A 12,886-nucleotide genomic window follows, 5' to 3' on the forward strand; every position below is an offset into this window, starting at 1 on the left:
GAGATGTTGAAATCGTCCAGCGTCGACGGCGACATGTAGGTCGAGTGGGGGTCGAAGGCGCTGGTGACCGACGTCAGATACGCTTCCAGCAGATCATCGTTGCTATAGGACTTGAATCGCCGCGCGTAACGCAGGTAGCGGCGGCGGAGAAGATCGCGTGCCTCGTCACCGACGGTGTCATCGTCACGCAGATCCAGCAGGGCGTACTTGATTTGCCGGCGCCAACGTTGGTTCGCTTCTTCGGGGGTTTTGGCGTAACTGGCCGCGTCGGCGTCGACGATGATGTACTCGTCTTTGGTGAAGTCGAATTCCGAATCGAGGATCTCCAATGCCATCGCGACGCGTTCGTCGACGCGTTGGGTGAATCGGTTGAAGATCGTGTAGGCCAAGCTCAGGTCACCCTGTTTGACCATGTCATCGATCTGGTTGCGGTGTTTGGCAAACTCGTCGATATCGGACTGATAAAAGTACAGTTTCAGGGGGTCGAATCGATCGAGATACAGATCGAGCGCCCGTTGGCTGATGGTGTCATCCAGTTCAGCCGACGAGATGTGGAATTTGGGAATCAGGGACGCAATCAACTTCGCAATCCGTCGATCCTGGGCCGTCGCTTGGGGAGGCGCCGTGGCGGTGGTATTCTCGACACCCGGAAGTTCGGGGACGGCGGGCTGGGCCAGTATCCTCTGCGAGGAACCGGCCTGCGCCAAACAAACAAGAACCGCGGCGGTGACGATCGTACGCATTGTGAAACGGCGATCCATATGATTGGTCCGGATTTCGGGTGGGATGTTTCGGGAGTCGAAAGAGGCGAGATTTCCTGGCGGAACCCGCTCTATCATAGGCCCTCGCAAGTTGGGCCGTTGTGGAATGGTAGGAAAGAGGCGAAACGCAGACAATGTTGGTTTCTCATTCTTGACCGGTCGGATCGTCGACCGTCGCCAATTCGACGGTCAATTCGACGCGTTTTCCCTTGCGCCGGACGACGATTGGCTGTTTTGAACCGATCGGTTTGCGTTCAATGGCCTCCTGAAGCCCAATGGAATCTCGCACCTGTTCGCCGGCGAATTCCACGATCACGTCCTGAGGCTCGATGCCCGCCTGTTCGGCGACCGATCCCTTGATGATCTGATAGACCAGGATACCAGAATACGGCTCCAAATTAAATTGTTTTGCGATTCGCGGCTTCAGTTCCACCAGGGTGGTACCGATCGCGGCACGGCGAACTTTGCCATGGCGGTCGAGTTCGTCGGCGATCCAGCGGGCCTGGTTGATCGGGATCGCGAACCCCACGCCCTGGTAAAACCCGCTCCGGGTGGCGATCGCGGTGCTGATTCCGACCACTTTGCCATCCAGATCGATCAGTGCACCGCCGGAATTTCCGGGATTGATGGCGGCATCGGTCTGCAACATGCTGCTGCGTCGAATCCGATCCAAACGGCGGTTTTTGCCGCTGATAATCCCCGCACTGACCGTCGCTTCCAATTTAAAGGGGCTGCCGATCGCCAGCACCCAATCGCCGATTTCCAGCTTGTCACTGTCGCCGACCGAGATCGGGTCGAGCGGTTGGGAAAAGTCCACGCGGACCATCGCCACGTCGCTGTCCGGGTCGCCGCGGACCACTTTCGCGTCCACGCGGGTCTCATCGGGCAATTGCACGACGACACGCGTCGCCCCGGTGATGACGTGGTTGTTGGTAATGATCAGCCCGTCGGCCGAGACGATCACTCCGGATCCCAACCCGGTCAGTTTCTCTTCGGCCGGCGGCGGCGTCGGGATTTCCGCGCGTTCCAACAACGGCAATTCGTCTTCCGGGACTTCCGTTTCACTGGAATCACCCGGGTCCCCATTCTGGCCGTAGGCATACAACACGACGACCGACGGCGTGGCACGCTTGGCGGCCATGCGAAACGCCAGGGACAGCGCGCGTGGGCCCGCTTGCAGCGCCGCAAGCACTTCGGGGCTGGCCTCGGCCGCACCACCGGATTCGGCACTGGCCGGCTCCGCTTTCGGGGGCTCCGCTTTCGGCGGCTCGGCTTTCGGCGGCTCAGCACTCGGGGTCTCGGCCGCCGCAGCGGGTGGGGCCGGTTCCTGGTCCGGCGATTCAGAAGCCGCTTGGTCGCCTTCGGGTGCGGTGACATTCGATTCCGTTTGGGCCGCCAGACACTGGGTGACCATCATCGTGGTGATGACGGAGAAAACCAATGCGATCAAGTAACGGGAGCACAACATCACTTTTCCTGGAGGTCGACAGAAAGGGGAACACGTGGCACGATCTTTGTTGACGCAATCCACTATAACGACCTTGCATACCACGGTCATCCGCATGCTGACGGCTAACCTGCTTGCCAAAAAGCGCGACGGAAACGCGCTCCACGATGACGAGATCCGGTTCTTGATCGATGGATTCTGTGACGGCAGTGTCGCCGACTATCAAATGTCGGCCTTCGCCATGGCGGTCTGCTTGAACGGGATGACCGAGCGTGAGACGACGACGTTGACCCGGGCGATGCTGGAAAGCGGCGACCGGCTGCCGCGCGAGGTTTCTGGACAGACGCCGCGCGTGGACAAACACAGCACGGGGGGACTGGGGGATAAAGTCTCCCTGATCCTGGCCCCGTTGCTGGCCGCCTGTGGCGTTCACGTGCCGATGGTCAGCGGCCGCGGATTAGGCCTGACCGGCGGCACGCTCGACAAATTGGAAGCGATTCCCGGTTTCCGAACCGATCTGTCCGAACAAGCCTCCGGTGAAGTGCTCCGCCAAGTCGGTGCGTTCATCATCAGCGCCAGCGAACGCATCGCACCGGCTGACCGCCGACTGTATGCACTGCGTGATGTGACCGGCACCGTCGAATCAATTCCGTTGATCACCGCCAGCATTCTCAGCAAAAAGCTTGCCGCCAACTTGGACGCTTTGGTGATGGATGTCAAAGTCGGCGGCGCGGCGTTCATGAAGACGCTCGATGACGCCCGCGCACTGGCAGGCTCGATCGAACACGTCGGCCGAGCGGCGGGGCTGCCGACACAGGCCTTGATCTCGGACATGGACCAGCCGCTGGGCAAGGCGATCGGGAACGCGATCGAAGTCAACGAAGCGGTGGAGGTTCTGGCCGGCCAACCATCGGATCCCGCGCTCCAAGGCGTCCGCGAATTGACCGTCCGATTGTGCGCCCTCTTGCTGACCAGCGTCGGCGTCGCCACGGATCTTGACGATGCGACGCAGCGGCTCAACCGGGCCCTGGACGACGGGTCCGCGATGGAACGCTTTGAAGCGATGGTCGCCGCCCAAGGCGGTCGCATGGCGGGGGAGTTGGACGTCGCCCCCGGCCGGCCCCTGCAGTCCGAACACGACGGCTACGTCGGACGCATCGATTGTCACCGGATCGGATCGACGATCGTTTCACTCGGGGGCGGACGCCGCAAGCTCGGCGATCCCATTGACCCGACCGTCGGGATCCGCATGCACGTGCGGATCGGAGACCGCGTCGAGCGCGGTCAACCTCTTCTGGATTTACACTGCCACACCAGCCGGCAAAACGAGTATCTTAGAAGTCTTCGCCAAGCCGTGGAGATCACGGCCGAATCCGTCGCCGCACGCCCCCTTTTCTTCTAGCTTCTTTCACGCGTTGCACTGCCCAAATGATTGAGTTGAAAACCCGAGAGATCGACCAGTTGGTGCGTGCGGCTGTCGAGGCGCGCGATCAAGCGTACGCGCCGCACAGTCATTTCTATGTGGGGGCGGCACTGTGGATTCCCGGTGGCGCCGTCGTCAGCGGCTGCAACGTTGAAAACGCCAGCTATTCGTTGTCGATCTGTGCCGAGCGGGTGGCGACGGCAACGGCGGTGTCCCAAGGTCACCGCGCGTTTCAAGCGATCGCGATCGCCAGCGTCGGCGGCGTCAGCCCGTGCGGGGCCTGCCGACAATTCCTTTCCGAATTCGCCAGCGACATGCAAGTCATCATGACCGATGTGTTGACCGGGGCGCGGCAGATTCGTCGGCTTTCACAGCTGCTGCCCGACGCCTTTGACGCGTCGAACTTGCCCGTGACGTAACGGCCTGTATCCCGAGGGATGAAAGCGACTAGCCAGAGCGGAGCGTTCCGCTCACGATAGCAGCAAACGGAGTGCGTCTTGTTAGCGCCAGGGCGCAAGCCCTCCGATCTTTGTTAGCGGAAGGGCGCGAGCCCTCCGGTCCTTGTTAGCGACAGGGCGCAAGCCCTCCGGTCTTTGTTAGCGGCAGGGCGCAAGCCCTCCGATCCTTCAACATCTTCTCCAGCTTCACCGGACGGCTCGCGCCGTTCCGCTAAGACGTTCTCTGCCAACGGTCGTGCCGCTTACACCGTCAGCCCTACGCGGCCGCTTTGGCGCCGGCCTGATAGTATCCGCCGATGCAGTCGACGACTTGCTGCTGTTCGGCTTCGGTCAACGACGGGAAGATCGGCAGGTTCAAGATTTCCGCGCTGGCACGCTCGGTTTCCGGCAGCGTGCTGCCGTCCACGTTCAAGTACTCAAAGCACTGCTGCTTGTGCATCGGAACCGGGTAATAGATTTCGCTGCCCACGCCACGTTCGGCCAAGTAGGCACGCAAGGCATCACGTCGTCCACCGCCGACGCGGATTCCGAATTGATTCCAGACGTGGAACGCATGGGGATCGACCGTCGGCAAGACGATTTGATCGGGACCGACGAGACCGCGGTCGGTCAACAGCTCCATGTAACCTGACGCGATCTTGCTGCGCGACGTGATGGCATCACCGAGGTGTCGCAATTTGACCCGCAACACGGCGGCCTGAAACGTATCGATCCGGCTGTTGATCCCGACCGCTTGATGGTAGTAACGGGGACGCATGCCGTGGCCGGCCAACAAACGCAAGCGATCGGCCATCACCGCGTCGCCGCTGGTCAGCATGCCGGCGTCACCCATCGCGCCGAGATTCTTGGTCGGGTAAAAACTGAAGCACCCGACCAGTCCCCAACTGCCTGCGGGCCGCGAGTGGTACGCCGCGCCGATGGCTTGAGCGGCGTCTTCGACGACGGGGATGTCGTGTTCGTTGGCGATCTGGCAGATCCGATCGATTTGGGCACACTGGCCGAACAGGTGCACCGGGATGATCGCCTTGGTATTTTTCGTGATCGCCTCGGCAACGCACTGCGGGTCGAGATTGAACGTGTCGGGACAGATGTCGACGAACACCGGTGTCGCACCCAACCGCGTGATGCAGCTGACCGACGCGAAAAAGGTGAAACTGGGCACGATGACTTCGTCGCCGGCTTTGATGTCCAACGCCATCAACGACAGCAACAGCGCATCGCTGCCGGAGGCACAGCCGACGGCATGTTCGACTTGGCTGTACTGGGCGATCTCGTTTTCCAGTTCTGCGACGTCGGGGCCGAACAGAAATCGACCGCTGTCGACGACCGCGGCGAGGGCTTCGACGAATTCGTCACGATGGGGCTTGTTGTCGCGGTTGACGTCCAGCAACGGGACGGTGGTGTTTGGGCCAGCCATGGTCGAACCTTCCTTGTTCGTATTGTTATGCGGAATTCGCGAGTGGCGGAGAGTCCCGTTTGCCGGTCGGACCACACCGATCGCGATGATTTTTGAGCGGGGAACTCCGCGTTGGGTGATAACCGCGGACAATCGATCAGGTCAATAGAAAACGGCTTCACAAAAACGACAGAAAAATCGAACCGTTTGCCTAACATTGGCGACGCCCGTTCGTGTTGTCGTCTGTACCGCGTCCATGATTCGCCCCTGAACACCATGCCAGACCACTCCGCAGCCGAAATGTTGGCCGACGACCCCGAATCGGGGCCGAACGCCGGCGCCTATCCGACCGCGGATTTGCCGCCCCACCAGCGGCAAGCCTGGTCCCAGGATGAATTGTCGCAGCTGATCAGTCGCTACGAGGGGCAATTGCTTGCATATGCCCGCCGGATGCTCAATGGCGATTGGCAGGCCGCCCAGGACGCGGTGCAAGAAACCTTTTTACGGCTGTGTCGCGAGGAGCGCGAAAAGATCGTTTCCCGAGTCCAGCCCTGGTTATTTGCCGTTTGCCGCAGCCGAGTGATTGACATGCAACGTACCCGACATGCGCACCCGATCGATGCCGCCGAGATCACGGTGCAGGACCCCCACCCCGACGCCGCGACCGCGGCCCTGGCCGCCGAACAGACCCACGCGACGGAAAACCGATTGGCGGTGCTGGTCGAACGATTGTCCGGTCGGCAACAGGAAGTGCTCCGATTGCGGATGCAAGCCGGATTGAGCTACCGCGAAATCGCCGACGTCACGGGGCTGACCGTCAGCAACGTCGGCTTTCACCTGCACGCCGCCGTCCGCGCCCTCAAAGACGCCGTCGCCACCACCTGAATCGACCGCCATTTGTTCGCCGCCGATTTATTTCAGCCGATCCATTCCAGCCCACACGCCGAGAGGCAAATACCATGTCTGATTCCAATCGCCCCCAGGATGCAACCGACGACTCGTCGGTTTGGGATGACGCCCGCATCACCGCTTACGTGATGGGAGAACTCTCCCCACAGGACGCCGCAGCATTCGAACAATCGATGGCCGCAAACGACCAGCTCCGCGCGGCCGTCGACCAAGCCGGCCGCGTCACCGAACAGTTGCAGACGTTGTTCGCCGACGAACCTCCCAAGACGCTCGACGGTGAGCGACGCGAACAGATTCTGGCGGCGTCGGCAAGCCACCGCGCAGACCAGGCGACGATCGAGCCGAGCTTGTTGGAAACCTCGAGCTCCTCCAAACGACTGGTGCCCTGGCTGTTGGCCGCCGCCGCATCGATTCTGTTGTTGATCGGCATCGTGCCGGCACTGAAGCAATCGCAGGTCGCCCAGTCTCAAACCGGCGCGCCCGAATCCGAACAGCAACCGGAACTGAAAGAGACGTCCGACGAAGTGCTGCTCGAATCGATCGCTTCGGTCCCCGCGGCGGAAGCGGAGCAGGACGAGCAACGCATGGAAAAGCTCGCTGCCAGCGGCGCCAGCGACCCCATGGCCCGCCAATCGGTCAAGCTGAATCTCCAGCTGGAAAGCTCTGAAGCCGATACGGGCGCAGCCATCGCGACCGCGTCCGACCAGACGGCGATGCTTCCCCCAGCACCGCCCGTCGTGGAAAAACAGGTTGCCCGGCGGAACCTGCCGATCGAGCTTGCGCGGGAGGCGGTAAACCACGATTCCTTCGGCGCCATGCCGGGACGGTCGGTCGCGGTCGCACCGGCCCCCGCCAGTGAACCGGCCCCCGACAACGAGTCAGCCCCCATCGATGCGACGGCCCCCAAAGATGCACCGGCCACCACCAACGAGCCGCATCCGTTCGGGTTGTCGGCGGCAGCCGATGGGGCGATCCCCGCTGCGGCCCCTGCTCCCGCTGCGACCCCTGCTCCCGGCGGCGGCTCCGCGGCGCCGGCGTTCTCGGCTCCGGTTCTGTCAAAGTCGCTTCGTGGGGGACGCACCCGACGCCTCGCAACGTTGCCCGGAGCGGGTATGCCCAAAGTCGCCGAAGGGGAAACGGAAGCCTTCTATGACAAGCGAATCGCGGCTCCGTCCGGGGACTTCGGGCTCGAATCATCCGAAGCGAGGCTGGACTTGTATGCGCTGTCGCCAGACGGCGGCGCGCTGCCCTATACCGACGGCGATCGTTTTGAACGGATCGTCGAAAACGAATTCAAACAAGTCCGCGAGCATCCGCTCAGTACGTTTTCGATCGATGTCGACACTGCCAGCTACAGCAAGCTGCGACGCACGCTGGTCGAGGGCCGACTGCCGCGGCCGGACGCCGTTCGGATCGAAGAATTGGTCAACTACTTTGATTACGACTACGACTCGCCCCAAGCCGATTCCGAGCATCCATTCGCCACCGACGTGACGATCGCCGGCTGCCCTTGGAATGACGAACACCGCTTGGCCCGGGTTGCAATCCAAGGCAAACACCTCGCGCCTGATTCCCGCCCACCTTGCAATCTGGTGTTTTTGCTGGACACCAGCGGATCGATGAATCAGCCGAACAAATTGCCGCTGGTGATCGAGGGCATGAAGATGCTGACCAAGCAACTCGGCAAGGAAGACCGCGTGGCGATCGTCGTCTATGCCGGTTCGGCCGGCATGGTGCTCGACAGCACTCCCGCCGGGAAACGAAAGAAAATCACAAAAGCGCTTTCGCAGCTCTCCGCCGGTGGCAGCACCAACGGTGGCGCGGGAATCCAATTGGCGTATGCGACCGCGCGAGACCACTTCATCAAAGACGGCGTCAATCGCGTGATTCTGTGCACCGACGGCGACTTCAACGTCGGCCTGAGCGGAACCGACCAGTTGGTGCGGCTGATCAAAGAAGAAGCGTCCGGCGGAATCTTCTTGACGGCCTTGGGATTCGGAATGGGCAACCACAACGACGCCATGATGGAACAAATCAGCGGCGAAGGAAACGGAAACTATGCCTTCATCGACACCGTCAACGAAGCCCATAAGGTGTTGGTCCGTCAAACCGATGCGACGTTGGTGACGATCGCCAAAGACGTCAAAATCCAAATCGAGTTCAATCGCCGCGTCGTTTCCAAGTACCGATTGATCGGCTACGAAAATCGCATGTTGGCGAAAGAAGACTTTTATGACGACAGCAAGGATGCCGGTGAAATCGGAGCCGGTCACCAGGTCACCGCGCTGTACGAATTGGTCCTCTCGGGCGCAGACGACGACGTGGAGCGACAGGTGGCCCCGCTGAAGTATCAGAAGTCACCCGAACTGACCGAAGCCGCTTCGTCGGGCGAGGCCATGACCGTCAAGCTGAATTATAAACAACCCGGCGGCGGCGCCGGCACGTTGATCGAACTGAGTGCCAAAGACAACGAACAAGCCTTTGCCAAAGCGGATTCGGATTTCCGATTCGCCGCCGCCGTGGCCGCCTTCGGCATGCAGCTTCGACAAAGCGAGTTCGCCGGCGACTGGACGCTCCGCAACGTCCTGGAAGTCGCCCAGGCCAACGTCGGCCCGGATGAGTTTCAGCTACGAAGCGAGTTCGTCCAATTGGTGACCGCGGCACTTCGTCTGAAGGGTGAGTAGCGGTTAGCTGCGTAGGGCATGCTGTGCATGCCAACGGGCGACACATCATTTCGATGTCGCGGCACCCTAAATCGAATCGTTGACGAAGCCCTAACGAACCAAGAACAGAATGTTCGCCATCGGGTCGGGCCCGGACTCGCCACTGGGATCACCACCGGACTCGCCGCCCTGCTGCGAGCTGATCAATTGCGCTTCTTGCTCGCCTCGAACAGGAATGAAGGGTCGATCGGCGAGCTGTTGGACCCAGGCATCAAACACTTCGTCGGCGTCACTGACGATCGGAACGATTTGACCCTGGTGACGAATCTTGGTCGGATCGACCGTTCGCACCGACTCGATCGACCGCAACAAGGGCGCGTCCAGCTGGACACTGATGGCGGAGAACCCGACCGCTTCGATGCCATCGCGGTCGCTGACCAATCGCATCACCAGGCGATCCAGTTTCTTGGCGGGTGATTCAAGCAACAGTGCTCGTGGCGACTGGTCGGCCGAAGCGTCGGCGTCGGCTTGGGGAGCGACCGCGCGGGCGAGTGCTTCGTCGACCCGTCGTTCCTCGCTCTCGGCGATCTGAATCTCCGCCAGTGCTTGATCAAACGCACCGGTTTGTCGGCCGGCCTCGGACTGTTTGATCTCCACGACCATCAACATGTTGAGCGGTCGCAGGGCAACCAACGGGGCCGTCTCGGGCGTGTCGCCGCCCGTCATCGCCGGGGCATCCTCCACCGACGGAGTTTGTGTCGTGGGATTCACCTCGGCCAACATCGGGCCGTTTGATTCCGGTTGCGTCTCCGGCGACAAATCTGGACGGGGAACATCAAGCGAATCCGCGGCGGGCTTGGCCACCGAATCATCCAACGAGTCCCCGCTGGCGGCGATCGCATCGCTCGGCGGGGCCGCCATCGGGTCTACCATCGGGTCCGCTGGGCGAACGGGATCGATCGATTCGGGTTGGTCCACGGTGGGCTGGGGCGACGTGACCAACAAAGGGTCCTCGGGTTGCGTCGTCGCAGAGCCGGAGAATTCTTTGACCGCCAGACCGATAAACAACACAGATGCCGCCAGGCCGGCGACCATCGCGATCAGTCGGGGCTTCGAAAAAGTTCGGTCAGATTGGGGGGCGACGAAGGATCCGCTTGCGGCCAACCGCAGCGGGTGGTCACTACGAAGCTCTTCGGCTTCGGCCCGGTCGATCGCGGCTTGCACGACTTGATCGGCGAACCCGTCAGGCAGCTTCGGGGTCGCCAACAAGGCCTGGCGATAGGCTTCACGCTGTCGCTTTAACCCTTCCAGCCGCTGGCTGATCGCGGGGTCATCGCTTAGCATCTGCTCGACCCGGGCGCGCTCGTCACCGCTGAGCGCACCATCCAGGTGCCCTGAAAGCAGCTCGTCGAGAAGTTCTTCTGGTAAAGCCATTTTTGAATCCGTCGCCGACAGTTTCCGAGTCATATCGGATCTACCGGGCTCAATGATACAGTGAAGAGCGGTCGCCAAGTGGGGACAGTAACAGCGTCACGCCGGAGGATGGGTTCGGCTGAGTGCCCCGAGCAGTTCAGCGTTCACGTCAATCGGATGAGCACAAGGCGGCGAAAGTTCCAGAAATTCCCGCATTTGACTTTTGTTTTCACCCCAGTTGTTGGGTTTTTCGTCAAAACAGCGGCCTGGCGGGATTTTTTTTGGGTCCATCCCGGAACAAAATGACCCGCCTGACGCGGGCCGCGTTTGGTTGTCATCACCGTGGTCAAATCACCCGGACTTCCCACCTACCCGAGAGTGTTGTGTGAATCACGACGCGACCCTGGATAACAATCGCCGTGTTTACGACCGAATGGCCGACGCGGGCAACCCGTTGTGCCGACCGGCCACCGAAGAGGAGTTGTCGCGTCCGCTGTCGGTCGTCGATCAGGCCGGTTGGTTGGGCGGATCGATCGCCGGCAAACGCGTGTTGTGCCTGGCAGCCGGGGGGGGCCGACAAAGCTCTCTGTACGCGGCCGCCGGCGCGGAGGTGACGGTGGTCGACCTGAGCGGTGCGATGCTGGAACTGGACCGCCAGGTGGCGGCCCAGCGCGGCTACCGCATGCGGGTGCTGCAAACGACGATGGAAGATCTGTCCGGGTTGAGCAACGCCGAGTTTGACATCGTGATTCATCCGGTCAGCACGTGTTACGTCCCGTCGGTCGCACCGGTGTTTGCCGAAATCGCTCGGGTCACCCGCCCCGGCGGTCTGTACATCAGCCAGCACAAGCAGCCGATCAGTTTGCAAGCCGGGTATCAACGCTCGGCCGACGGCTATCCGATCCGTCATGCCTATTACCGCGACGCGCCGGTTCCGCCGCCGGCGGTGATGTCGCCCAGTGCAAGTCGATTACGCGAACAAGGCGCGGTCGAATTCCTGCACCGCTGGGAAGACTTGATCGGCGGTTTGTGTCGCAGCGGGTTTGTGATCGAAGACTTGATCGAACCGCTGCACGCCAAAGCGAATGCCGTCGCCAACAGCTTCGCCGACCGGGCAACCTACATCCCGCCCTACGTCCGCATCAAAGCCCGCCGCATCGGTGATGCCGCAGCCGAGAGACCTGCGATTGTGATCGCGTGAGGGGGAGTGGGAACTTGGCAGTCGTTTCAGGTTTCAGGTTTCAGGTTTCAGGTTTCAGGTTTCCTGACACTAACGTTTTCTATGTTTACCCGCGATGAAGCCCGAAGGGCTGGCACAATGCTTGCCGGTGGCGTCAGCCACCGGAATGGAAAGACCTCGATCACGGAGGCCTGAAAGGCCGGCACAATCGGTTTCATGAACCGCGGGTATTGCTTGAAGCTGGGGAATTGTGTCGGCCCGCTGGGCCTCAGAGATTCCGTGTAACCATCTCCGGTGGCTCACGCCACCGGCATTCACTCTGCCGGCCCTCCGGGCCTAACAGACTTCGCCTGTCCGGCGAAACGCGACCCCTAGAAAACGTTAGAGTCAGCAAATCTCAAATCGAACAGCTAACCGCTAACCGCTAACCGCTAACCGCTAACCTACCCGCCGAAGCCGAGGGTCCGTTTCCAGGCGACAGATTGTTGTTCTCGGCCGAGTTCGTCGGTGATCGCGTCCCATTGCGTGGCGGCATCGGCGAGCGCCTCGGCGGCGGATTGTTCACCGGCCAAACAGCGCCGGACTTGCCGATCCAGCACGGCGTAATAGCGATCGGCGCCGGGCAGAATCAGTCCCCGCGTGACTTGCAGCGTCTGCAACCGCTCGGCCAGCCAACGCGCATACGGGCTGCCCGAAGGCGACGACTCATTGCCCGGGGTGGTTCGCGTTTGCGAGAACAGTCCGATCTGTTGCCGCACCGTCGAGATCCGCTCACCGCCGGAGAGCCAACCGATGAACTGTTTCGACGCGCTGGTCTGTCGGCACCCGCTGCTAAGACAGGCGAGCGGGGTTTGCGGTCCCAGCCATAACTGATCCGTTTCCGTTTCTCGCGGACAGTCAAACACACTGACTTCGAATTCTTCGCGGCCGTCTGCAGCGCGCTGATCCGACTCCGCGTCGTTGACGGCATCGGGGACTTCATAGCCGATCCCGCCGGCCAGTTCACCGCGACGGATGGCATGCCAGATCTGGCCGGGCGTCATCGCGGTGGCGGGATATTGTTTCGCGGTCGCGGCAAGTTGTTCCAACGCGGCAACGTAGTCTTCGGAATCGATCTCCGGTTTCATCGTCGCGCGGTTGAACAACCAGCGACGCGTGAACGAGGACGCGCAGCGATTGAGAAACGAGGATCCGGCCCAGCCGGGCGCCAGCGGTTCGGCGGCTTTCCCGTCGAGC

8 protein-coding genes and 2 pseudogenes are annotated in these 12,886 nt (G+C 61.5%); 5 read left to right on the top strand and 5 right to left on the bottom strand.

Annotation, left to right across the window (positions count from 1 at the left end):
• Both ABX749_RS06515 and ABX749_RS06520 read right to left on the bottom strand, forming a co-directional pair.
• Positions 1-743: pseudogene (locus tag ABX749_RS06515) on the bottom strand (tail-specific protease); the annotation flags it as partial.
• Positions 744-906: 163 nt separating this feature from the next.
• Positions 907-2,229: a S1C family serine protease gene (locus ABX749_RS06520; protein WP_372895261.1), complete on the bottom strand. Its 1,323-nt coding sequence runs from the start codon at positions 2,227-2,229 to the stop codon at positions 907-909.
• 34 nt (positions 2,230-2,263) lie between these two features.
• Between ABX749_RS06520 and ABX749_RS06525 the strand changes: the two genes are divergently transcribed.
• The gene (locus tag ABX749_RS06525; protein WP_372895262.1) at positions 2,264-3,610 is read left to right on the top strand and encodes a thymidine phosphorylase; all 1,347 of its coding nucleotides are present in this window, start codon (positions 2,264-2,266) and stop codon (positions 3,608-3,610) included.
• A 26-nt stretch (positions 3,611-3,636) separates the two neighbouring features.
• A complete protein-coding gene (cdd, locus tag ABX749_RS06530) occupies positions 3,637-4,050 on the top strand; it encodes a cytidine deaminase (protein ID WP_145212324.1) in 414 nt (137 codons plus the stop codon).
• A gap of 295 nt (positions 4,051-4,345) precedes the next feature.
• Here cdd and ABX749_RS06535 read toward each other — a convergent pair whose 3' ends face one another.
• Entirely contained in the window at positions 4,346-5,506 is a 1,161-nt protein-coding gene (locus tag ABX749_RS06535) for a DegT/DnrJ/EryC1/StrS aminotransferase family protein (protein WP_145212327.1), read from the bottom strand.
• Positions 5,507-5,761: 255 nt separating this feature from the next.
• On the opposite strand from ABX749_RS06535, the gene ABX749_RS06540 reads away from it, so the two are divergent.
• Positions 5,762-6,370 carry an RNA polymerase sigma factor gene (locus tag ABX749_RS06540; protein ID WP_372895263.1) on the top strand — a complete coding sequence of 203 codons (609 nt, stop codon included), beginning with the start codon at positions 5,762-5,764 and terminating at the stop codon, positions 6,368-6,370.
• A 74-nt stretch (positions 6,371-6,444) separates the two neighbouring features.
• Positions 6,445-9,078 carry a von Willebrand factor type A domain-containing protein gene (locus ABX749_RS06545; RefSeq protein WP_372895264.1) on the top strand — a complete coding sequence of 878 codons (2,634 nt, stop codon included), beginning with the start codon at positions 6,445-6,447 and terminating at the stop codon, positions 9,076-9,078.
• Between the two features lie 90 nt (positions 9,079-9,168).
• On the opposite strand, the gene ABX749_RS06550 is transcribed toward ABX749_RS06545, so the two are convergent.
• Positions 9,169-10,491 (bottom strand): anti-sigma factor, encoded by a 1,323-nt coding sequence (locus ABX749_RS06550; RefSeq protein WP_372895265.1) that lies wholly within the window; start codon positions 10,489-10,491, stop codon positions 9,169-9,171.
• 412 nt (positions 10,492-10,903) lie between these two features.
• On the opposite strand from ABX749_RS06550, the gene ABX749_RS06555 reads away from it, so the two are divergent.
• On the top strand, positions 10,904-11,671 hold the full coding sequence (locus ABX749_RS06555) for a class I SAM-dependent methyltransferase (RefSeq protein WP_372895266.1): 768 nt from the start codon (positions 10,904-10,906) through the stop codon (positions 11,669-11,671).
• Positions 11,672-12,093: 422 nt separating this feature from the next.
• Here ABX749_RS06555 and ABX749_RS06560 read toward each other — a convergent pair.
• A pseudogene (locus ABX749_RS06560) lies at positions 12,094-12,886 on the bottom strand (hypothetical protein); the annotation flags it as partial.

The sequence above is a fragment of the Stieleria sp. genome, from assembly GCF_041595215.1.
Classification (GTDB): domain Bacteria; phylum Planctomycetota; class Planctomycetia; order Pirellulales; family Pirellulaceae; genus Stieleria; species Stieleria magnilauensis.

Bases quoted from the DNA above. Each gene is read 5' to 3' on its own strand.
- ABX749_RS06540 (WP_372895263.1), top strand. From the start codon at position 5,762: ATGCCAGACCACTCCGCAGCCGAAATGTTGGCCGACGACCCCGAATCG.
- cdd (WP_145212324.1), top strand. From the start codon at position 3,637: ATGATTGAGTTGAAAACCCGAGAGATCGACCAGTTGGTGCGTGCGGCT.
- ABX749_RS06520 (WP_372895261.1), bottom strand. From the start codon at position 2,229: ATGTTGTGCTCCCGTTACTTGATCGCATTGGTTTTCTCCGTCATCACC.
- ABX749_RS06555 (WP_372895266.1), top strand. From the start codon at position 10,904: ATGGCCGACGCGGGCAACCCGTTGTGCCGACCGGCCACCGAAGAGGAG.
- ABX749_RS06535 (WP_145212327.1), bottom strand. From the start codon at position 5,506: ATGGCTGGCCCAAACACCACCGTCCCGTTGCTGGACGTCAACCGCGAC.
- ABX749_RS06550 (WP_372895265.1), bottom strand. From the start codon at position 10,491: ATGGCTTTACCAGAAGAACTTCTCGACGAGCTGCTTTCAGGGCACCTG.
- ABX749_RS06545 (WP_372895264.1), top strand. From the start codon at position 6,445: ATGTCTGATTCCAATCGCCCCCAGGATGCAACCGACGACTCGTCGGTT.